We start from the raw sequence: 22,526 nt of genomic DNA on the forward strand, positions 1-22,526 counted from the left end.
AGTTTTTTCAATATTAATGATGGAAAAGTCTAGTTTATTTCAACTCCACTATCGTCACACCATGTCCACCTTCGCTTGATTCACCAAATCGATAGCTTTTCACGCGAGAATGTTTCTTCAAAAACTGTTGAATTCCTTGTCTTAATGCTCCTGTACCTTTTCCATGAATAATTGATACTTGGTTGTAGTTAGACAACACTGCATCATCTATATATTTCTCAGCTCTTAAAACCGCATCATCATATCGTTCCCCACGCAAATCTAATTCTAGTTTCACGTATGTATCTCGACCCTTCACATGAGTCATTGCGAAAGTTTGCTTTTGTTTCTCTGGTTTGATGTATTGTAAATCAGATTCATCTAATTTCATTTTCAAAATACCAATTTGAACTGTCCAATGCGTGCTTGAAACTTTATCCAACAAGATACCTTTTTGACCATAACTTAAGACTTTGACTTCATCACCTTGTGTTAGGGTTTTTTCACGCTCTTTAATTTGTTGTTGTTTTTTTAATACAGTGTTTTCAGGTGCTGCTTTTTCCAAACGTTTCCGTACATCGATTAATTCATGATCTTTAACTACATATTGTGCATTTTTTTGCATACTACGAAGTTCAGCAATAATGCCTTCAGCTTGTCTTTTTGCTTCCTCGACAATTTTCCGTGCTTTATCTTTTGCCTTTTGTTCGAGTTTGTCTTTTTGCTCTTCATGTTGTTGTAATTGATTTGTCAAATCTTCTCGAATCTTTTCTGATTCGATGCGTAATTCAGCGGATTGCTCAGCATCTTTTTCAGATTTTTTTCGACTTGTTTCAAGCGAAGCAATCATCGATTCAACTTCGTGACGATCTGTGCCGGTAAATGACTGTGCATGTTTAATAATATGTGCCGGTAACCCTAGTCGTTTTGAAATTTCGAATGCATTACTTCGACCAGGAACGCCAATTAACAACTTATATGTTGGACTTAATGATTCAACATCAAATTCAACACTTGCATTCGCAACCCCTGGTCGATTAAAGCCATAAGCTTTTAACTCTGGGTAATGAGTCGTTGCCATGACACGAGCACCTCTGCCATGAACTTCATCTAAAATAGAAATAGCAAGGGCAGCACCTTCTTGTGGATCAGTCCCTGCTCCAAGTTCATCAAATAATACCAAGCTTTGCTCATCAAACTTAGATAATATATCAACGATGTTCACCATATGAGAAGAAAATGTACTTAAACTTTGTTCAATGGATTGTTCGTCTCCAATATCAGCGAAAATTTGATCAAATACAGCAATTTCAGAACCATCTAATACAGGAATCGGAACACCTGCTTGAGCCATTAATGTACACAGTCCTATTGTTTTAAGTGTAACGGTCTTACCACCTGTATTTGGTCCTGTAATAACAATAGCAGTAATGTCATCGCCAAACTCAATCGTATTAGCAACTGCCTCCTCTATATTTAACAAAGGATGACGGGCTTTCACTAACCGAATCATTCCTTTTTCGTTGACTACTGGCTTTGTGCAATTATTTGCTTGACCATATTTCGCTTTCGCTAAAATAACGTCAATTTCCCCTAGAATTTGAACTACACCAAATAAATCATGAGCTACAGTTTGAACCTCAAGTGATAACATCAACAAAATACGTTCTATTTCTTCGTTTTCATTCATTTTCAATTGACGTATTTCATTATTCGCTTGTACTATTGCAGCCGGTTCAATAAATAAGGTTTGCCCAGATGAAGATTGATCATGAACAATTCCACCATAGTTTCCACGGTATTCTTGTTTTACTGGGATTACAAAACGATCATTTCGTATAGTTATAATCGTATCCGATAACATTTTCGAAGCATTTTTCCCGCGTATATAGCCATCTAACTTTTCACGTACACGGTTTTCTTGTGAGCGTAATTGTTGTCGAATCGTGCGTAGTTGGATACTCGCACTATCTAAAACTGCCCCATTATCATCAATGCACGCAATGATTTCGTGTTCGAGTGCAGTTAAGATTGGTATTGCTTGTTTGCGTTCTATGAAATATGGAATATTAATGTCTTCAGTTTCTTCTACCGCTTCAAAAAATTGACGCAATACTCGACTGGCACGAATGGTACTCGCTATTTCCATTAGTTCAATCGGACTTAGCATCCCACCAATTTGTGCACGTTTTGCATGTCCACGCACATCAAATATGCCACCCATCGGTACATTTCCACGTACGCGTAGCAGTGATAACCCTTCATCCATTTCATCTAATAATCTCACGACCTCATCGAAAATGATGGAAGGTTCTAATACATCTAACTGTGCACTTCCTAGCGAGGATGTACAAAAATTGGCTACTTGAGCTCTCACTTTATCAAATTCAAGTGTTTTCAATGCGCGTTTTGTTATCATTCAAAACACTCCTTTATTTCAAGAAATTTTTCAACTTTTCATAAGACCATGTATTAACAATTAGGTCTTGCTTTAACCATGCTTTTTGAGCATATTTTACACCAATATTCATAAATCTTAATTGATCAATAGCATGTGCATCTGTATTTATGGCAATGGGTACTTGTAAGTTTTGTGCTTCTATTAAATAATCTGTAGCTAGATCAAGGCGATGCGGATTTGCATTCAATTCAAGGATTTTGCCGTATTCTGCAGCCCATTTAATTAATTGTGACACATCTGGATTATAGCCTGGACGTACTCCAATAATACGTCCTGTGGGATGCGCTATCATATCGACATGGGGATTTTTCATTGCCGTTAATAATCGCTCCATAATTTTTTCTTGTGGTTGACTAAAGCTTGAATGAATTGATGCGATGACAAAATCGAGCTCTGCTAGGAGGTCATCATCAAAATCAAGCGAACCATCCGGTAATATGTCCATTTCAGTCCCCGCCATTATTTGAATCTCTGGATACTCTTGTTGAATTTGTCGAATCTCTTTAATTTGTTCACGTACGCGTTCTGCAGATAAGCCATTTGCTATGCGTAAATAATGTGAGTGATCCGTAATGGCCATATGTGTGTAGCCTTTTTCCACACATGCTTCAATCATTTCGCGCAATGTATGAGCCCCGTCTGACTGTGTGGTATGCATGTGCAAATCCGATATTATTGATTCCACCTGTATGAGTTCTTTCAAATCCTCTTGACGGTCAAATTCTTTAGAATCCTCACGTACAGCGGGCGGAAAATAAGGAAGTCCGAAATGAGCGAAGAAGTCTTGTTCTGAGTCAAATGTTTGATTTGAACCATCTTCTTGCTCCACTCCATATTCACTGATTTTCTTTCCTTGAGATTTAGCTATTTGACGAAGCTTGATATTATGATCTTTTGATCCCGTAAAATGATGAAGCGCAGTTATGTAAGCTACAGGTTCCACTAAACGGAAATCGACATCAATTAATTCTTCATAATCAATCGTTACTGAAACTTTTGTGTCTCCAGCTGCAATAATTTCAGTTACGGGTAACTCTTTTAATAAAGCTTCTCTCACTGCCACAATATCTGTAGTTGCGATAATAAAATCGAGATCTTTACTCGTTTCCTTTACACGACGAAAGCTACCAGCCACTGAGAATTTATCAATCTGTGTGATTTTACTCATAATATCTTCAATCACTAACACAGCCGTTTCTAAACGCCAAATGGGTAAACGATCTGGTCTTGATTCAAATTGGTCCAATTCTTTCATGATTTTTTCTTGTGTTTTTGCACCAAAACCTGCTAATGCTTGAACTTTTCCATCCACACAAGCCAATTTTAAAGACTCGGCTGAATCGACACCAAGTTCTTGATATAACTTCGCTATTTTCTTTCCACCTAGACCAGGAAGTTTTAATAGAGGTAATAAACCACTTGGCACAGACTCTTCTAACTCTTGCAATACGGATGACTTACCTGTTTCAATTAATTCATCAATTACTGCGGCAGTTCCTTTTCCAATGCCTTTTAATTTCGTCACATCGTCCATTTCACTAAGGCTTCTTGCATCAAGCTCAAGTGCTTGAGCCGCCTTTCGGAAAGCAGACACTTTAAATGGGTTTTCACCTTTTAATTCCATATATAAAGCAATTTTCTCTAAGGTTCGGATAATAATTTTTTTATTCATAACGATTCCTCCAGTCATTTAAATCCCTGTTCAAAAAGGAGCATTAAAAGAGCCGAGTAGGTCGAGGCGGCGTAGTCTTCGAGCACCGCAGCGTATGGTTTTGATACGTGAGGAGCGGAGAAGCAAGCCAACGAAGTGATACGACAGCTATTTTAAGCGGACTTTTTGAACATCCTCTTAAAAAAAACTCCTCTCAGGAAGAGAGAAGTCACTACTCAGTATAGATGTACCACCAATTTTTAACCGCATCAGAAAAATATGGTGTGTTTTCTAGCATGAAAATCGCTAAATTGGAGTTTTCAATTAAACTTTGGAAAGGTTCTATTGGTAATAAAGCAAATACATAAATTAAAATAAACAACAGTATGTAAAATTCAATAAATCCTAAAATTGCTCCTGCAATCTTACTAATAAATCCTAATACAGGTAAGTACGAAAGAAAGTCAAACATGGAAGCAACAAGTTGTAAAGCAAATTTGATTACAAAAAAGATGAGTGCAAATGCAATCAATTGATAAAACGTTTGATCTAAATCAAGTTTCTCAATTGCAAATGTAAGCCTTGAACTTGAGTCAACTGCAGGATATGGAATCCACAACACAAATTTCTCAGCAAGTGGTTTATAATAAGTATAGGCCACGATGAGTGCAATAATAAATCCCGTCATATGTAACAATTGGACGATTAGACCTCGTCTAGCACCCACAATTAATCCTATTAATAATAGTAGTAAAATCACAAAATCTAACATTTATTCAGCCCTTTAACATTTTTATTTCTTCTTCTAATCGTTCTATTTGATCTTTTATTTTAACATATTCATGCATTGCGTTAAGTGCTGTTAGAACAGCTAATTTAGAACTATCTAATGATAGATTATGAGTGTTTATTTCTCTCATTTTATCGTCAACCATAGATGCAACTAGACGCATATGCCCGCTCGTTTCCGAACCCATCATCATATATGTTTGTCCATAAATATCTACTGAAACGCGTATTTTATGTTGCTCTGACAAAGGTTTCCCTCCTCATCAAAATCCTAATATGTATCATACCATGAAATGGATACAGTTGTGAATAATGAACCATAGAAAGGAAAGTGTTCATGTCAAACGAAGTTCTTTTATTATCTACTAATCAACTAAAAACCGTCATGTCCTATTATTTAAAAAACAAAATTCAAAGAAACGCACCGGGTGTGGTTTTTGCTGCGAAACTATCAGACACATCTATTACTGTTTACAAGTCTGGGAAAGTATTGTTTCAAGGTGGAGGTGCAAGTCGAGAAGCAATGCGTTGGGGAACAGTACAAGAAAAAGCAGGTAAAAAAGTCAGCTCGACAAAAGGTGATACTTTACCTGAAGGGTTTGCCTTGAAATCAGTCCTTGGTTCCGATGAAACTGGAACTGGTGATTTTTTTGGTCCTATGACAGTTGCTGCTTGTTACGTGCCTGCGGATAAAATCGAACTCATTCAATTCTTAGGTGTCAAAGACTCAAAAATGCTGACGGATGACCTTATGCGCAAAATGGCGCCTGATTTAAAAACATCACTGACTTACAACATCCTGGTCCTTGGGAATGAAAAATACAACACCGTGCAAGCTTCAGGCTGGTCACAAGGAAAAATAAAAGCACTGTTACACAATCAAGCCTTGAAACATGTACTCACTAAAATTGCCCCTGATAAACCTGAGTTTATATTAATTGATCAGTTTGCAGAACGAGGCATTTACTACAATCATATAAAAGCTGAAAAAGAAATCATTCGTGAAAATGTATTGTTCTCAACTAAAGCTGAACAACTTCATGTATCAGTGGCAGCTGCATCCATTTTAGCACGCGTTGCCTTTTTAGAAGAGATGGATAAGCTCAGTCAAAAAGCTGGAGTCACTATACCAAAAGGTGCTGGTTTTAAAGTAGATGAAGTCGCAGCACAAATTTTATTATCTAAAGGTGAAGACTATTTAACGTCAATTACGAAAAAACATTTTGCGAATACAGGGAAAGCCATGGCAATTGCTAAGAAAAAAAGAATCTAACATCTTTATTTGCAAGAAAAACGGGACAAAAATTGAACTGACCCAGTAATTTGAGTGACAGCTGGAAAAGGATTTAGCGACTTGGATTTTCTGATCGCTGTTGACGGCAAACCTACTTCACTAAAGAAGAAGACTAGAGATGTGACAACGTCACATCTCTAGTCTTCTTTTCTGGTAGGCCTTAGCTCTCCTACAACCATCACGTGAACAGGTCTGAATTTCTCTAACTAGCGTGACGTTACCAAGATGTCGACAACAATTTCCGTGTCACTTTAGATTGCTTCTTTGGGTCCACTAATTTGGCCATACCCTTTTTCTAACTTAATTTCCACATGTCACAACTACTCACTTGTTTACCAGATTCCCCATTGAATATCCACCAATTGTTACCTTTTAATCACTTAATTTATTCCCAAAACTTTACTATTACAACGTGAAGGTTTAATTTTACAACGTCACCTTCCATAATTACAACGTCACCGCCAATAATTACAACTGAGCTATTGCTAGCCCTAAGAACTTTAGAATTTTAACGATGCCGAGACACTTTATAGTATGGAAATACTTTTTTATGGACTTACAGATACTTCATAACACTCAAATAGTGACCAGATTCACACCTCTCTCAAGATTGCTTGTTGGAATAAAGAAAGTATTTTTCACTTTCTTATAACATAAAAAAAGAAGAGGTTTAGTTCTCCCTCTTCTTCCTGTGGTTTATCCTCGAAGTTGTGCGTTACCTTCTACTTCAAGAGCTTTTAATACTTTCGAATGAGCCTTTACGACTTCTTCATCTGTTAATGTACGTTCTGGATCCTCGTAAGTTAGAGAGAATGCTACAGATTTTTGACCTGGCTCCATTTTCTCGCCTTCGTATAAATCAAAAACTCGGATATCTTTCAATAGCTTACCACCCGCTCCACGAATAATTTGTTCTAATTCGCCAGCCGCTTTAGCTCTTTCAACGACTAACGCAATATCGCGTGAGATAGATGGGAAACGTGGTACTGGTGTGTACAATAATGGTTCTAGAGAGAAAGCTAATAGTTTAGCCATGTTCAGTTCCATTACATATGTTTCTTTTAAATCGCGTTTCTTTTGTTCAGTTGGATGTACTTGTCCAACAACACCGATTGACTGGTCCGCTAGTTTAATTGTCGCCGTTCTACCAGGGTGTAGACCGTCTACTTGCGCCTGTTCAAATGACAGATGTTTGTCTAATCCTAGTTTTGCAAACAAGCCTTCAATAATTCCTTTTAACACAAAGAAATCTACTGTTTTGCGTTCACCTTGCCAGCTATGGTCAAGCCATTTACCTGTCAAAACTGCCGCTACATGTTCTTCTTCGTGAGGAAGACCTTCAGCTGTTTCACCTAAGAATACAGAACTTGTTTCAAATAATGTCACTGCATCTGCTTTACGTGCTACGTTATAAGTGGCAGCTTCGAGTAAATGTGGAATTAATGATTGTCGAAGGGTACTTCGTTCTTCGCTCATAGGCATTAATAATTCAGTCACAGGTGCTGTTTCTAACGCAAAGCTTTGCGCAAGCTCTTTAGATGTTAATGAATAGGTGATTGCTTGATGCAAGCCTGCACCTTCCATGAAGTTGCGAACGATTCGGCGCTGTGCTTGATAAGGAGTTAACCCACCAGGCGTTATTTCACCATCAGGAAGTGTTAATGGGATTTCATCATAGCCATAAATACGAGCAATTTCCTCCACGATGTCTTCTTCAATCTGGATATCTTGACGACGTGTGGGTGCTTGAATATAAAGCTGTCCATTTGCTGCTTCGAAATCAAATTTTAGACGACTTAGAATAGCTGTCATTTCTTCTAAAGAAATTTTCATACCTAAACGATTATTAATGAAGTCTGGCGAAACCACTACTTCTTTTTGTGATTTATCCAGTTCGTCAACTTTAACGCTGCCTTGTAGGACTTCTCCTCCAGCAAGTTCAGCAATCAGTTGTGCTGCACGCTCTGCAGCTGCTTCAACACGATTCGGATCAACGCTTTTTTCAAAACGAGAGCTTGCATCACTGCGTAGGTTATGGTCTTTTGATGTTTGACGAACAGAAGCGGGTTTGAAGTATGCTGACTCAATAACTACGGTTGTCGTGCCTTCATGTACTTCTGAATTAGCGCCACCCATAACTCCTGCAATCGCTACAGGTTCTTGACCGTTTGTTATAACCAAATGATGGGCTTGTAATTCGCGTTGTTGATTGTCCAATGTGGTGATTTTTTCACCTTGACGTGCTGCGCGTACTACGATTTCACCTGTTTTTAGACTATCGTAATCAAATGCATGAAGTGGTTGACCATATTCCATTAACACATAGTTGGTCACGTCAACAACATTATTATGTGGTCGCACTCCTGCAGCCATCAAACGTTGTTGTAACCATAATGGAGATTCACCGATTTTTACATTTTTCACTACTTTTGCAACGTACATTGGGTTTGCATCCAAGTCTTCCACACGAAGTTTTAAGACATTTTCAGCTACTTCATTTGATGAAGTATAGTTAATTTCAGGATACTTCATATCTTCAGAAAGAATCGCTCCAACTTCGTATGCCACACCTAACATGCTCATAGCATCTGCACGGTTTGGCGTTAAACCTAGTTCTAGTACCGTATCATGTAACCCAAGAACTTCAAGTGCATCTGCACCCGTTTGTGTATCAGCTGGCAATACATAAATTCCTTCAGCATACGCTTTGGGTACAAGCTTCCCTTCAATTGCAAGCTCTTGAAGTGAACAAATCATACCGTTTGATTCTTCGCCACGAAGTTTCGCTTTTTTAATTTTCATGCCTCCGGCTAATATCGCTCCTGGGCGTGCCACGATAACTTTTTGACCAGTAGCTATGTTTGGTGCTCCACAAATAATTTGTGTCATTTCTTCCCCAACATCAACTTGGCATATGGATAATTTATCTGCTTCTGGATGCTTTCCACATTCCACTACATGACCAACAACGACGTTAGTCATTCCATGTGAGCGATCGATAACAGCATCAACTTCTATGCCTGATCGCGTAATCATCTCTGCAAGCTCTGCTGGAGCTAATCCTTTTGTATCGATATAATCTGCTAACCATTTTGTAGAAACTAGCATGTGATCTCCTCCTTACACTTCAGTTCGGTGGAATTGAGAAACGAATCGCACATCATTTGTATAGAAATGACGAATGTCTTCCACTCCATATTTCAACATAGCAATGCGCTCTGGTCCCATACCAAATGCAAATCCTGACAGACGTTTTGAATCGTAACCTGCCATTTCTAATACATTTGGATGCACCATACCGGCACCTAAAATTTCGATCCAACCTGTTTTTTTACAGACGTTACAGCCACTTCCACCACATTTAAAACAAGATATATCCATCTCAACAGATGGCTCAGTAAATGGGAAGAAACTTGGACGTAAGCGAATTTCACGATCGTCACCAAACATTTTCTTAGCAAACACAGATAATGTACCTTTTAAATCACTCATGCGAATGTTCTCACCGATGACAAGACCTTCGATTTGAGTGAATTGGTGTGAATGTGTCGCGTCATCGTTATCACGTCTGTACACTTTTCCAGGGCAAATAATTCTAATTGGTTCCCCGCCTTTAGCTTCCATCGTTCGTGCTTGCACTGGTGAGGTATGTGTTCGAAGTAATATATCTTCTGAAATGTAGAATGAATCTTGCATATCACGAGCTGGATGCCCTTTTGGCAAATTCAATGCTTCGAAGTTGTAGTAATCTTTTTCCACTTCAGGACCTTCAGCAATTTCATATCCCATACTAATAAATAAGTCTTCAATTTCTTCTACAACACGTGTTAAAGGATGATGATTTCCTGTTTTTACAGGACGACCTGGTAATGTCACATCAATTGATTCATTTTTTAGTTGTTGTTGAATTGCAAAGTCTTCTAATACAACAAGACGCTCATCAAGAACTGAAGTTACCTCTTCACGAATGACGTTTACAAGTGCACCCATTTTAGGACGATCTTCAGCCGGTAGTTTCCCCATGCCTTTTAATAAATCCGTAATCGGTCCTTTTTTCCCTAAATATGCTACACGTACGTCTTGAAGTTCTTTTACAGTTGAAGCGGATTGTATTTTGCTAATCGCTTCTTGTTTTAATTGTTGTAATTGTTGTTGCATTTGTACATCCTCCCTCTAAAAAAATAAAAAACCCCGCCCCTGAAAAAGGGACGAGGAACTATTTTCGCGGTACCACCCTGATTACTACGCTGAGTTTCCAGACGTAATCACTTCATTGAATTAACGGCTCTTCACCGGCACACCTTTACAGCAACTGCTGGTCCTGGCGGCAACTAACGGGGTGAACTTCGATGAAACTTTTATATTTGCACTTTCAGTCTTGGTGCAAACTTCCTTAATAAAAGGACTTCACTTACTCTTCCCGGTCAAAGCTTTTAGCATATCAAATTACTTTCTATTATAAACTTAATTCAGTTTTTCATCAAGATTCAACTTGATTAGGTATTAATGTGTATAAAAGAATCCCTGTAGCAACTGCTACGTTTAATGATTCGGCTTGTCCTACTAATGGGATTTTTAAATTCATATCCGTTTGTTGGAGCAGTTGTTGTGACAATCCACTACCTTCATTACCCATAATTAATGCGAATTGTGGTTGTGGTTCGATATGGTTGTAGACAACTGAATCATCTAAAGAAGTTCCATATACAGGAATATCTTTATACTTGCATGCTTGTACCCAATCAGATAAATCGCCTTTTACAATCGGAATATGGAAATGTGAACCTTGACCAGATCGGACGGTTTTCGGGTTAAAAGCATCCGCTGATCCTTTTCCTAAAATAACTGCATCTAGTCCTGCAGCGTCCGCTGTACGAATCATTGTACCAACATTGCCTGGATCTTGAACAGCATCAATAAAGAGAAGCTTTTTCCAAGATTGTTGTTGTTCTTTGGTCGTTGTTGATTGGCTACAATGTGCATAAATTCCTTGAGAGTGTTCAGTTTCAGCCATTTCTTTAGCTATGTCCATTGTTACTTCAATAATTTCAATTTCTTCAACATTCCAGTTTTTTGGAATGGTCATTCCTTCTCTTACAATAAGTGCTAAAACGGACTCTTGTTTTCTCAACGCTTCTTCAACTAAATGGAATCCCTCAACTAAGAATTCTCCTGATTTGTCTCGCTCTTTACGGACGGTAATAAGTCTTTTCCAATGCTTTACTTGTGCATTTTGCGATGATTCTATGCGTTTCATTTCTAGTTGTACCACCTTTTTCTTTTAAGTGTATCAAATTCATGTATAAGTGGCGAGAGCGGGGCACAAAATGAAAACGTGAGGAGGAGAAATTATGGACTTTCAAATTAGAGATGCTATTACAGCCAACATGATTGGTAACGATGCTTCACAAATTCGTGACGTCGTTGAAGATGCCATTAAACGTGGCGAAGAACACTTGCTTCCAGGGCTTGGTGTGTTTTTTGAAAAATGGTGGCAGACCGCTCCTGAACCAGAAAAAGAAACCGTATTGAAGCATTTGGAACAAACGTTTAAATCATAAGAAAAGTCTCCGTTTAACGCGGAGACTTTTCTTATTTTAATTCTCTTTAACAAAGAAATCAAAACCAAGTGCGGTTAAAATACCAAATGTTAATGTCCATAGAGCGATACTAATGGTTAACCATAGGGTTGTCCATTTTTTATCTGCACCAAGCTTCATGCCAATAAATGCAGCAATATGAGTACCAATTAAGATAGGGCCAAGCAGTGCAAGTCCTGGCAAACCATATTTACTCCAAATTTCCTTCGCACGTTCAGAACGCTTAGATGACGATTTGCCTTTTGCTTCTTGTCGTTTCATCCACCAAACTTGAATTTTATCAAAGCCAATGATGACAATAATTACGGTTAATAAATTTCCTGTAAATGCAAGAACCATCACCCAAAACGGCGATAATCCAGCTACAATTCCTACAGGTATGACTAACGCTATTTCGAGCCAAGGAATAGCTGCCCCTAAAAAAACTAAAAAATATTCCCACATTAATCCTCGACCTCCTGCAAATGTTTACGAACTTCTAAGTAGTAGATTATATATTGCATAAGAGCTAAAATTAATATGCCAATAATCATCCAAAATCTGGACAATTCAAATAGTAAGTAAATGGACGCCAGTGCTGGAAGAGCCCACACGAAGAATGTGTAAACTTTTTGTGCTGCTTTTCTCGTAATATGTGTCATCCCTTCATCTTGCTCTAGGAATTCTAAGGGACGAATTTGCCACATCGTTAGTTTTTGAGTTGGGTGTTGTTTGTTATGTTTAGCTATTTTAGATGCAAATATTGCTCCCAAGACAAGCGTTAAGGAAATGGATCCAAACATTAACAAAGATTCGAGGGTAGCTAATTCAAATGAATAACTAAATTCGTCAGTACTATTAATTAATTCTGTAGTAGCACTAGTTACACTAAAAACAAAAAAACCAAACAGTACAATAAATGCCATTTGCCATAGTGGGTACTGTACACGAAAGTCTTTTTTCATAATTTCTTCTCTCCTTCCAACCAAAACAATTCATCAACTTTTATTTCAAACTCTCTTGCCATTTTTAAAGCCAAAGTAATTGATGGAGAAAAATCGCCTTTTTCTATAAAACCAATTGTTTGTCTGGTGACCCCTACTCTCTCTCCTAAGTCCCCTTGCGTAAATCCAAAACGCGCACGTAGTTCTTTAACTTTGTTATGGAGCATCCAGGTCACTCCTTTCTTTCATGTTAAGTATACTACACTAAATGTAATGTATACTTAACTTTTTGTCAATAATCAGTAACATTTTTATTAATATGAATTTTTCACTGCAGAAACTTAGCCTCCTCACTTTTGCACACAAAAAAAGTTCCTGACAGATTTCTCAGGAACTTTCTTTGTTTATGAAAAGACGGATGCAAGAATGGCCTTTTGTGCATGTAAACGATTCTCTGCTTGGTCAAATACATTTGAATGTGGACCATCGATAATCGATGTTGCCACTTCTTCCTCACGATGAGCAGGTAAACAATGTAGAAATAAATAGTCTGACTTTGCATGTTTGACGAGTTCATCATTTATTTGATAGCCCTCAAAAGCTAGTAGTCGCGCTGCTGTTTCTTCTTCTTGCCCCATACTAGTCCAGACATCTGTGTAAATGACATCAGCATTTTTTACAGCTTCGATTGGGTTAGTGGTCGTTGTTATTGTCGATCCATTTGAAACTGCCAGTTGTTGAGCTTTTGCTAATATACTACTGTCTACTTCGAACCCGACTGGCGAGGCAATTGATACATCAACTCCAAGATGAGCACAGGCAATAATGAGTGAATGTGCCACATTGTTGCCATCCCCTACATAAGCTAACTTTTGACCTGGCAAGTAACCTTTGACTTCGTGAACCGTTAATAAATCGGCTAATGCTTGGCATGGATGATAAAGATCTGTTAATCCATTGATAACAGGAATGGTTGCGGCATGAGCCAACTCTTCAACCATTTTGTGTGAATTGGCACGAATCATAATACCATCTAAATATCCTGATAATACTTTTCCTGTATCTGAAATGGGCTCACCACGTCCTATTTGCAAATCTCTAGCATGCATATAAATTGCTCTTCCGCCTAAGTGATTTATTCCCACTTCAAATGAAATACGTGTTCGGGTTGAATGCTTTTCAAAAATGAGCCCGACTGTCTTTCCTTCAAGCAAAGGAGGATGTACATCGCTTTTTGCTAAACTCTTTAGATGCACCGCCAACTCTAACAATTCCTTTACTTCTTTAGACGAATAATCAAACCAAGTTAATAAGTCTTTTCCTTTTATACTCTTAACCACTTCAAGATTAACGTATTCTAATAATTTCATTAACAATCACCCCTAAATATAAATATGTATTACCTATTATAACTATGCATATTTATAAATGCAAGCGTATTTTTATTAATTTAAACACAAAAAAAGCGTCTTTAATTGGATAAGACGCTTTCCCAATTTTACAGCAATTACTAATGTCTTGCTAATTCCTACAGCTGTTAACGTATTTGACCTACTAAGATTACTGGCTAATCAATTGGATATAATAATATAAATCCAACTGTATAAGATACATGACAAATTTCAATCACTACTACTTCAAAAATAAGCACATGACACTTAAGAAAAATCATATAGATGATTTTTCTTTGTCTATTTCTACTATTTGCATGTAATTTGTGTTGTACTTTTGTCACAGTCATTTTTGTATCTATTTTAAAAACAGTATTCTTTCCACCATTTCTTTTGAGGACAGTAATCTTTACACTTGTTATCGAAACATTCGTCTTTAATCGCTACTTTATGACACTTGAAACAATTACATTCTTTCTTATCCCATTTCTTTTCGTGATAGCCATCTTTACATTCGATTTTGATCTCGACTTCATGACAATTGCATTCAATTTTGATTACTACTTCACGACAATTGAAACAATGACATTCTTGTTTCATATCCCATTTCTTTTCGTGGCAGTCATCTTTACATTCAATTTTAATCTCTACTTCACGACACTTCGAACAATTACAACCTTGTTCCTTATCCCATTTCTTTTCGTGGCAGTCGTCTTTACATTCAATTTTAATCTCTACTTCACGACACTTCGAACAATTACAACCTTGTTTCTTTTCCCATTTTTTTTCGTTAAAATCATCTTTACATTGTAATTTCACTACTGCTTTACGACACTTTAAACAGTCACATCTATCTAACTTCCCTAATTCCATCTGGTATGATTTCATAATTAATTACACCTCCTTTCTCTCGGATTGTTAGTAGACTCCACATGGGTATCCAATTAAATCCGTAATTTGTCTTACTTCTATAACATATTAAATGATAGTAAAATTTTTTAGGCTGACGGGCTTAATTAATAGACTTATCCCATTTTTTGTTTTCAATTGATATAACAAAAAGATAGTATAAAATCGCACAATAAAAGCGTAGTCAGAAGACTACGCTTAAACTATAAATATTTAAAGGCATTTAATTAAGAGAGGTAACAATGGTTAATGCTACTAGCTTTCAATAAGCTATTCCTTTTCATCAAAAAATAGTATATCCATCACCATTAGTAATACTTTTAAGGAACTTATGTTAATCAAATATAATTTTGTTTACTGTGTCACGATCTAGTTTCTTGATAACTGCAACAATTAATTTTACTGCATTTTCATAATCATCTCGGTGTAATATACCTGCATGCGAATGAATATAGCGAGTTGCAACACCAATTGCTAACGAAGGCACTCCATTGGCAGTTAAGTGAATGGCTCCAGCAGCTGTTCCGCCACCAGGAATTGATTCGAACTGATAAGGAATATTGTTTTCTTCAGCCGTATTTACCACTAAATCTCGAAGACCTTTATGAGAAACCATAGATGCATCAAACAATACTAATTGAGGACCATCACCCATTTTGCTTGTTGATTCTTTTGAAGTAATTCCTGGTGTATCCCCAGCAATCCCAACGTCAACTGCGAAGCCGATATCGGGTTTAATTTTTGTAGCAGCAGTACGTGCACCACGTAATCCTACTTCTTCTTGAACTGCCCCAACACCATAAACAATATTCGGATGGTCCTCCCCTTTCAAAGCCTTTAATACTTCAATTGCAATCGCACAACCTATGCGATTGTCCCATGCTTTTGCTAGAAGTAATTTATCGTTGTTCATTACAGTAAATTCAAAATATGGAGTTACCATATCTCCAGGTAATACGCCCCACTCCATAGCTTCTTTTTTAGAAGATGCACCGATATCAATAAACATATCTTTTATATCCACTGGTTTTTTACGCGCTTCAGGAGTTAATATATGTGGTGGTTTCGAACCGATGACACCTGTAATCGATTGTCCTTTACGCGTAACGATTGTTACTCGTTGAGCTAGCATTACTTGTGACCACCAGCCTCCAACCGTTTGAAACTTCAAGAAACCTTTGTCATCAATCTGTGAAACCATAAAGCCGACTTCATCTAAATGTCCAGCAACCATAATTTTGGGCCCATTAGCATCGCCAACTTTTTCAGCGATTAAGCTACCTAAGTTGTCCGTATCCATACGGTCAGCAAAAGGCTCTATGTATTTTCTCATTACATCGCGAGCTTCACGTTCATTACCCGGAATTGCTCTAGCATCTGTTAATTCTTTTAGCATTGTAAGTGTTGCGTCTAGCTTTGTCATTATTTCGCCCTCCTAAATATATCTACAGATATCATTATAATGTAAACGTGTACAATTTTCAAAATATTCGTTAATAACCTGACCGTTGGCGCTCATAATTTTTTTCATTTTTATCAAAATATGCTTGTATGATTTCTTCATGCGAAAATCCAAGTTTTGATGCAACTGCCCCATACCACGACCATACATTCTCATAATTGTCTATCGTAGAAATCTGTAAAAATTGATTAATGGAGTCTTGTGTATGTATAAATAACATGGTTAATGACTCATCCTTATGTTGTTGATGAACTGGCCAGTTTTCTAAGTCATTTAAATTCTTTTCTATTCCAAGAGATAATAAAAAGTGAATTGAATCTACATATTCTTCTAAAATGACATGTTTTTCGGAAGGTCCTTTTTCGCTCCAAAATTTAAAGCATCTTGTTTCATTAGCTAACTCAGCAAGTTCAACTAGCAATGCTAGTCCTTTTTCCAAAAATACATCATTTGTAATATTTTTTTCAGATTGAATATATGTGTCGAGAGATTTTTGCATTTTAAAAAGTTGTTGTAAGTGCATGTCAAATGCCTCCAAATAATTAATTTGATGAATCTTGAAACCAATGGATTTGTTCATCCGTATACATAGTAACACGTCTGCCCAAAGGGGGTTATTTATGATTATTGTATTGATTCGATTTTTAATTATCTCTCTTATTATTTATTTATTTTATCGTGGAATTGTTTACTTAATGGATCCTAAGCGAAAACTGGATGAGTCTTATGAGAAAGGTTCGTATTATTTTTATGATGATGTTAAAAATGTACGGAAGAATTTCTTTATTTCCTTTAAGGGAGCATTATTTGAAGGAGAAAAATATCTAGGTACGACAGATAATGCATTTGAAGTGGTCTCTATTTTTGTTTGGGCCAAAGATACGATGAAATTACAAGGCTTTACTCGTGATGATTTCTTGTTTTTGGAAAAAGAAATTTTAATGAACTACCCAGATGCTGATATTAGCTGGAAAAATCCCATTGAAGATTTAATGAAACCTGAATGATCAGCAAACCCGACTTAGAAGTAACTATGTCGGGTTTTTTCTGTTGCGGTATTTGGTTGTTCTATTAGAAATCAAACTGCAATGTACTTTATAGTTCTTTTAACAATGGAGTTGCCCAAATCATCAAGGCTACTTGAGCGATGGCAAGTAAAGTAAAGCCAATGCGAAAAGACGTATGTTTCGTTTTATGGCGAAAGATAATCATTCCTAAGTATGCACCCAAACCTCCGCCAAATATAGCGAGTTTCCACAAAGTGCGTTCTGGCACACGTCGTTTACTAGCTCTTGCTGCTGATTTGTCATGACCCATGGTGAAAAAAGCAATAATTGACATGATAATTATAGAGCCAATGAAAATGATATGTATCATAAAATTCCTCCTGCAAAAATAATGAGTGAAAAGAAAAGTTTAAGGCGCCATTACATAGAGCTATACATAGCTACTCCAAGTGAGAAGGGATTACTCGCAAAAACTTATAGTTGTTTATCTAAAAAAAAGACTGATGGAAAATCCATCAGTCTTTTAAGTATTAGAATTTACTTGTTCATTGCTTTTTTTGCAGCGTCTGTTAATTGCGTGAATGAAGCCGCATCTGTAACAGCTAATTCTGCTAGCATTTTACGGTTAACTTCGATTCCAGCTAATTTCAAACCGTGCATTAAACGGCTGTAAGAAAGACCGTTCAAACGAGCCGCGGCATTGATACGTGTAATCCATAATCTACGGAAGTCACGTTTGTTTTGACGACGGTCACGGTATGCATACATACCTGATTTCATAACTGCTTGGTTTGCTACTTTATATAATAAACTTTTAGCACCATAATAACCTTTTGCTAATTTTATAACTTTTTTACGACGCTGGCGCGTCACTGTTCCGCCTTTTACGCGTGGCATAACATTACCTCCTGCTGATTAAATTTCATGTATTATTTCATGTAAGCGATAAGTGATTTGATACGTTTGTAATCTCCTGAAGAAACAAATCCGCCTTTACGCAACTTACGTTTAGCTTTAGTAGACTTGTTTGCAAATAAGTGACTGCGGTAAGCACTTGCACGTTTTAATTTTCCAGAACCAGTCTTTTTAAAACGCTTAGCAGCGCCACGGTGAGTTTTCATTTTCGGCATGTGGAATTCCTCCTAAACTGTTCGTCGATCTTATTTTTTTTCGTTCTTAGGTTGAAGAACCAAGAACATGCTACGGCCATCCATCTTCGGTCTCTGCTCAACCGTCGATACTTCAGCACAAGCTTCTGCAAAACGATCTAATACTCGTTGGCCAATCTCTTTGTGCGTAATCGCACGACCTTTAAAGCGAATAGAAGCTTTGACTTTGTCACCTTTTTCAAGGAATTTAACTGCATTTCGTAATTTCGTTTGGAAATCATGCTCATCAATTGTTGGGCTCAAACGAACCTCTTTCAATATGATAATCTTTTGATTTTTACGAGTTTCACGATCTTTCTTTTGATTCTCAAACTTGAATTTACCATAGTCCATAATACGAGCGACTGGTGGCTTGGCTTGAGGGGCCACAAGGACAAGATCCAAATTAACGTTAGCGGCAATTTCAAGCGCTTCGTTGCGCGTTTTTACTCCTAATTGATCTCCGTTTTGGTCGATAATTCGAAGTTCACGTGCGCGAATGCCATCGTTTACATACATGTCTTTGCTAATAGTAATCCACCTCCAGGTAGTGTCGCGAATACATGGTTTGGGCATATCTCTCAGTTAGGTAAATCCCTGAGTTAGTTACGCCGTTCCGGACCAATAAAAAAACGGGCGGACATGTAAGATGTCCGCCCGCCGATATATGCAAGTACAACACTGTACGTTACGTTTAATCGTGTGCCGACCTGTCAACAACTACTAGTGTCAATCAGGTGAGAAGCGGGCAGCCTCTTCTTATACCACAAACTTTTGTATTCAATAACCTTTATAAGATTACCATTCCAAATTAAAACTGTCAACCACTAATTGCTAATTTCTTTTTGAATACGTGAAAGGAACTCATCAAAAGAGATACTTTCTGAATTTTGCTGTCCGTATTTACGAACATTTACATAACCACTTTCCATCTCTTTGTCTCCAAGTACCAGCATGTAAGGAATTTTTTGCATTTGTGCTTCACGAATTTTATACCCTAACTTTTCTTCACGATCGTCCATGTCGATGCGTAGCCCTGCTGCTTGTAATTTTTCAATGACGCCTTTTGCATAGTCAAAGTGTGCTTCGTTTGATACAGGAATTACTTGTACTTGAACAGGTGCCAACCAAGTTGGGAATGCGCCTTTGTATTCTTCAATTAAGAAGGCTACAAAACGTTCCATTGTTGAAACGACTCCTCGGTGGATAACAACTGGACGATGTTGTTTTCCATCTTCACCAATGTACGACAGATCAAATCGCTCTGGCAATAGGAAGTCTAGTTGAACAGTTGATAAAGTTTCTTCCTTGCCTAATGCCGTTTTCACCATTACGTCTAATTTAGGACCGTAAAAAGCAGCTTCCCCATCAGCCTCGAAATAATCTAAGCCTAGTTCATCCATCGCTTCTTTTAGCATTGACTGAGCTTTGTGCCACATATCATCGTCATCATAGTACTTTTCTTTATCTTCGGGATCACGATATGACACTCGGAATGAATAATCATTTAAGTCAAAATCTTTATATACATCAATGATTAATTGAACTACTCGTTTAAATTCGTCTTTGATTTGGTCTGGACGAACAAAAATATGTGCATCGTTTAACGTCATACCACGAACACGTTGAAGTCCAGTGAGGGCTCCTGACATTTCATAACGGTGCATTGTACCAAGCTCAGCAATACGCATTGGAAGGTTTCGATACGAATGAATTCCGTTTTTGAAAATCATCATATGATGTGGACAGTTCATTGGACGAAGTACTAATTCTTCATTATCCATCTTCATCACAGGAAACATGTTTTCTTGATAGTGATCCCAGTGTCCACTTGTTTTGTATAATTCCACGCTTCCCATTACAGGTGTATACACGTGATCGTAACCAAGCTTCACTTCTTTATCGACGATGTACCTTTCGATAATACGACGAATTGTTGCACCTTTTGGTAACCACATTGGCAAACCTTGGCCAACTTTTTGTGAATTCATGAACAAATTTAATTCTTTTCCGATTTTACGATGATCGCGCTCTTTCGCTTCTTCAAGCATAACTAAATGTGCTGATAGCTCTTCTTTTGTAAAGAAAGCAGTTCCATATATACGTTGCAACATTTTATTGTCGCTGTTTCCACGCCAGTATGCACCAGCTACACTCAATAATTTAAATTCTTTTAACTTACCAGTTGAAGGTACATGTACACCTCGACAAAGGTCGAAGAAATCGCCTTGTTCATAGATTGATACTTGATCATCTTCAGCAATAGCTTCTAATAATTCAACTTTATATTCATCATCTTTAAACTTATCAAATGCTTCAGAACGAGACACATTATGACGTACAATTTCAATGTTTTCTTTGATGATTTTCTTCATTTCTTTTTCGATTATTATTAATTCTTCTTTTGTAATCGGTTCTGGACAATCAATATCATAGTAAAATCCATTTTCAATAACAGGGCCTACACCTAATTTCACATCTTTGTAAATACGTTTTACAGCTTGAGCTAGTAAATGAGCCGTGCTGTGACGTAACACTTCTAATGCTTCGTCTGATCCAGGAGTTACAATTGCAATCTCTCCGTCATTCTCAAGTGGTGCTTTTAAGTCCACTAGTTGATTATCTAATTTACCTGCTAATGCTTTTTTACGTAATCCAGGACTGATTGACGCTGCCACGTCTTCTGTTGTTGTGCCTTTTGGGAAAGCCTTTACAGCACCATCTGGAAACTTCAGTTTAATTGTTTCTGACATGTTGAACACTCCTTTTTAGATGTAGTTCAAAAAAGACCGATAAAATTACGATTTTATGCTCTATTTTGAATTCTCAATACAATTATTTCTTAAAAAATTGAACAGAAAAAACCCCGCCCTATGAAAGGGACGAGGTTTGAGTTCGTGGTTCCACCCTTCTTCCTTCTCGATAGTCACAAGACTAAAAAGATGAAGCTTTGAGCCGGCTAACGGGCCGTAACCGTCAACAGTTACTAAGATTGTTCACTGTTGCTGCTCCGAGGTGGTAAATGTCTATCGTACTTAAGAAGCTTTCAGCCATGGCTTCTCTCTCTAAAAAGTCGTACAGATCATTGTTGTCCTCTTCTAGGCATTTCATTATTCATATGTTGATATCTTACTCTTGCAGTAATTTAAATGCAACACTAATTACTAATTAATTGGTTACTAATTCTCGTTTTTCACTTATGGGATCCAAATCTAGAGTGGGGTAAGGAGTGGTCCCAAGTATGTCACATGGACTACCAATTAAATCAATGCATCCGTTTTTCAATTTTACAATACGGTCTGCAAGTGCATGTGCATCGTTTTCATCATGTGTCACAAAGATAGAAGTGATGTTTGCTTTTTTCAAAATCTCACGTAAATCTTTTCGAATTTTCACCTGTAGTTCTGCATCTAAATTACTAAATGGTTCATCTAGCAAAATCAAGTGTGGATTCGGCGCGATTGCTCTTGCAATCGCAACACGTTGTTGTTGACCACCACTCAATTGATGTGGATAGCGTTTTTCGTAATCTTCAAGTTCAACTAATTCTAAAACTTCTTTAAGTCGCTTTTTCTTTTGTGCTTTTTTCAATTGGAATAAACCAAATAGAATATTTTCACCTACGGTCATATGAGGAAACAATGCATAGTCTTGAAAAACCATGCCAATTCCGCGTTTTTCTGGTTGTAAAAATGTATTGTCATCAAAAACTATTTCATCTTGTATTGTTAAAGATCCTTTTGTTGGCTTTTCAAGTCCAGCAAGGATACGCAAAATAGTGCTTTTTCCACTACCACTTCTACCTAATATTGAAATCACTTCACCTTTTTCAATAGTCATTGAAAACTGATCAAGCGCTACAGATTCTGTATTTGGATACGAGAAACAAACATTTTTAATGGAAATAAACAT

Annotated in this window: 24 protein-coding genes and 3 other annotated features; of the genes, 3 read left to right on the forward strand and 21 right to left on the reverse strand. The window is 37.3% G+C overall.

Annotated features, from left to right (window positions below; translation table 11 throughout):
- Positions 1-34 precede the first annotated feature (34 nt).
- The 4 genes from C406_RS0106875 to zapA form a co-directional block, all read right to left on the reverse strand.
- Positions 35-2,398, reverse strand: coding sequence for an endonuclease MutS2 (locus C406_RS0106875; RefSeq protein WP_017379870.1), 2,364 nt, complete (start codon positions 2,396-2,398; stop codon positions 35-37).
- 13 nt (positions 2,399-2,411) lie between these two features.
- On the reverse strand, positions 2,412-4,112 hold the full coding sequence (gene polX / locus C406_RS0106880) for a DNA polymerase/3'-5' exonuclease PolX (RefSeq protein ID WP_017379871.1): 1,701 nt from the start codon (positions 4,110-4,112) through the stop codon (positions 2,412-2,414).
- A gap of 211 nt (positions 4,113-4,323) precedes the next feature.
- Positions 4,324-4,863: a CvpA family protein gene (locus C406_RS0106885; protein ID WP_017379872.1), complete on the reverse strand. Its 540-nt coding sequence runs from the start codon at positions 4,861-4,863 to the stop codon at positions 4,324-4,326.
- Between the two features lie 4 nt (positions 4,864-4,867).
- Positions 4,868-5,128, reverse strand: coding sequence for a cell division protein ZapA (gene zapA / locus C406_RS0106890; protein WP_017379873.1), 261 nt, complete (start codon positions 5,126-5,128; stop codon positions 4,868-4,870).
- 89 nt (positions 5,129-5,217) lie between these two features.
- Here zapA and rnhC point away from each other — a divergent pair, with 89 nt between their 5' ends.
- On the forward strand, positions 5,218-6,153 hold the full coding sequence (rnhC, locus tag C406_RS0106895) for a ribonuclease HIII (RefSeq protein WP_017379874.1): 936 nt from the start codon (positions 5,218-5,220) through the stop codon (positions 6,151-6,153).
- Positions 6,154-6,870: 717 nt separating this feature from the next.
- Here rnhC and pheT read toward each other — a convergent pair.
- The 3 genes from pheT to C406_RS0106910 form a co-directional block, all read right to left on the reverse strand.
- Positions 6,871-9,282, reverse strand: a complete 2,412-nt coding sequence (pheT, locus tag C406_RS0106900; protein ID WP_017379875.1) for a phenylalanine--tRNA ligase subunit beta — start codon at positions 9,280-9,282, stop codon at positions 6,871-6,873.
- Between the two features lie 12 nt (positions 9,283-9,294).
- Positions 9,295-10,332, reverse strand: a complete 1,038-nt coding sequence (pheS, locus tag C406_RS0106905; RefSeq protein WP_017379876.1) for a phenylalanine--tRNA ligase subunit alpha — start codon at positions 10,330-10,332, stop codon at positions 9,295-9,297.
- 43 nt (positions 10,333-10,375) lie between these two features.
- Positions 10,376-10,611 (reverse strand) — a binding site (T-box leader).
- Between the two features lie 43 nt (positions 10,612-10,654).
- A complete protein-coding gene (locus C406_RS0106910) occupies positions 10,655-11,431 on the reverse strand; it encodes a TrmH family RNA methyltransferase (protein WP_017379877.1) in 777 nt (258 codons plus the stop codon).
- Positions 11,432-11,525: 94 nt separating this feature from the next.
- Between C406_RS0106910 and sspI the strand changes: the two genes are divergently transcribed.
- Positions 11,526-11,735 carry a small acid-soluble spore protein SspI gene (gene sspI / locus C406_RS0106915; protein ID WP_017379878.1) on the forward strand — a complete coding sequence of 70 codons (210 nt, stop codon included), beginning with the start codon at positions 11,526-11,528 and terminating at the stop codon, positions 11,733-11,735.
- Positions 11,736-11,771: 36 nt separating this feature from the next.
- Here the strand turns inward: sspI and C406_RS0106920 are convergent, their stop codons facing one another.
- The 8 genes from C406_RS0106920 to C406_RS0106950 form a co-directional block, all read right to left on the reverse strand.
- On the reverse strand, positions 11,772-12,218 hold the full coding sequence (locus C406_RS0106920; protein WP_017379879.1) for a small multi-drug export protein: 447 nt from the start codon (positions 12,216-12,218) through the stop codon (positions 11,772-11,774).
- Positions 12,218-12,718: a hypothetical protein gene (locus tag C406_RS0106925; protein ID WP_017379880.1), complete on the reverse strand. Its 501-nt coding sequence runs from the start codon at positions 12,716-12,718 to the stop codon at positions 12,218-12,220. Before C406_RS0106925 ends, C406_RS0106920 begins: the two co-directional genes overlap by 1 nt.
- Positions 12,715-12,924 (reverse strand): helix-turn-helix transcriptional regulator, encoded by a 210-nt coding sequence (locus C406_RS0106930; RefSeq protein ID WP_017379881.1) that lies wholly within the window; start codon positions 12,922-12,924, stop codon positions 12,715-12,717. The genes C406_RS0106925 and C406_RS0106930 overlap by 4 nt, the downstream gene beginning before the upstream one ends.
- A 177-nt stretch (positions 12,925-13,101) precedes the next feature.
- Positions 13,102-14,067, reverse strand: coding sequence for an ornithine carbamoyltransferase (gene argF, locus C406_RS0106935; RefSeq protein ID WP_017379882.1), 966 nt, complete (start codon positions 14,065-14,067; stop codon positions 13,102-13,104).
- Positions 14,068-14,264: 197 nt separating this feature from the next.
- A complete protein-coding gene (locus C406_RS20685) occupies positions 14,265-14,438 on the reverse strand; it encodes a hypothetical protein (protein WP_192812583.1) in 174 nt (57 codons plus the stop codon).
- A gap of 13 nt (positions 14,439-14,451) precedes the next feature.
- Positions 14,452-14,976, reverse strand: coding sequence for a hypothetical protein (locus tag C406_RS0106940; RefSeq protein WP_017379883.1), 525 nt, complete (start codon positions 14,974-14,976; stop codon positions 14,452-14,454).
- A 355-nt stretch (positions 14,977-15,331) separates the two neighbouring features.
- A complete protein-coding gene (locus tag C406_RS0106945) occupies positions 15,332-16,420 on the reverse strand; it encodes a M42 family metallopeptidase (RefSeq protein ID WP_017379884.1) in 1,089 nt (362 codons plus the stop codon).
- Between the two features lie 70 nt (positions 16,421-16,490).
- Positions 16,491-16,982 carry a dUTP diphosphatase gene (locus tag C406_RS0106950; protein ID WP_017379885.1) on the reverse strand — a complete coding sequence of 164 codons (492 nt, stop codon included), beginning with the start codon at positions 16,980-16,982 and terminating at the stop codon, positions 16,491-16,493.
- Positions 16,983-17,079: 97 nt separating this feature from the next.
- Between C406_RS0106950 and C406_RS0106955 the strand changes: the two genes are divergently transcribed.
- The gene (locus C406_RS0106955) at positions 17,080-17,466 is read left to right on the forward strand and encodes a hypothetical protein (protein ID WP_017379886.1); all 387 of its coding nucleotides are present in this window, start codon (positions 17,080-17,082) and stop codon (positions 17,464-17,466) included.
- Between the two features lie 88 nt (positions 17,467-17,554).
- Here C406_RS0106955 and C406_RS0106960 read toward each other — a convergent pair whose 3' ends face one another.
- The 6 genes from C406_RS0106960 to C406_RS0106985 all read right to left on the reverse strand — a co-directional run bounded on the left by C406_RS0106960 (position 17,555) and on the right by C406_RS0106985 (position 22,526).
- Positions 17,555-17,836: a DUF1294 domain-containing protein gene (locus tag C406_RS0106960; RefSeq protein ID WP_017379887.1), complete on the reverse strand. Its 282-nt coding sequence runs from the start codon at positions 17,834-17,836 to the stop codon at positions 17,555-17,557.
- Positions 17,837-18,003: 167 nt separating this feature from the next.
- The gene (rplT, locus tag C406_RS0106965) at positions 18,004-18,363 is read right to left on the reverse strand and encodes a 50S ribosomal protein L20 (RefSeq protein WP_017379888.1); all 360 of its coding nucleotides are present in this window, start codon (positions 18,361-18,363) and stop codon (positions 18,004-18,006) included.
- A gap of 32 nt (positions 18,364-18,395) precedes the next feature.
- Complete coding sequence (gene rpmI / locus C406_RS0106970; protein WP_017379889.1) at positions 18,396-18,596, reverse strand: 50S ribosomal protein L35; 201 nt, start codon at positions 18,594-18,596, stop codon at positions 18,396-18,398.
- Positions 18,597-18,626: 30 nt separating this feature from the next.
- Complete coding sequence (gene infC / locus C406_RS0106975; RefSeq protein WP_017379890.1) at positions 18,627-19,133, reverse strand: translation initiation factor IF-3; 507 nt, start codon at positions 19,131-19,133, stop codon at positions 18,627-18,629.
- 103 nt (positions 19,134-19,236) lie between these two features.
- Positions 19,237-19,381: a sequence feature (ribosomal protein L20 leader region), on the reverse strand.
- Positions 19,382-19,441: 60 nt separating this feature from the next.
- Positions 19,442-21,367 (reverse strand): threonine--tRNA ligase, encoded by a 1,926-nt coding sequence (gene thrS, locus C406_RS0106980; RefSeq protein WP_017379891.1) that lies wholly within the window; start codon positions 21,365-21,367, stop codon positions 19,442-19,444.
- 122 nt (positions 21,368-21,489) lie between these two features.
- Positions 21,490-21,724, reverse strand: a binding site (T-box leader).
- 58 nt (positions 21,725-21,782) lie between these two features.
- Positions 21,783-22,526 (reverse strand): ABC transporter ATP-binding protein, encoded by a 744-nt coding sequence (locus C406_RS0106985; protein WP_017379892.1) that lies wholly within the window; start codon positions 22,524-22,526, stop codon positions 21,783-21,785.

It is taken from the genome of Paenisporosarcina sp. TG-14 (genome assembly GCF_000297555.1).
GTDB lineage: Bacteria > Bacillota > Bacilli > Bacillales_A > Planococcaceae > Paenisporosarcina > Paenisporosarcina antarctica.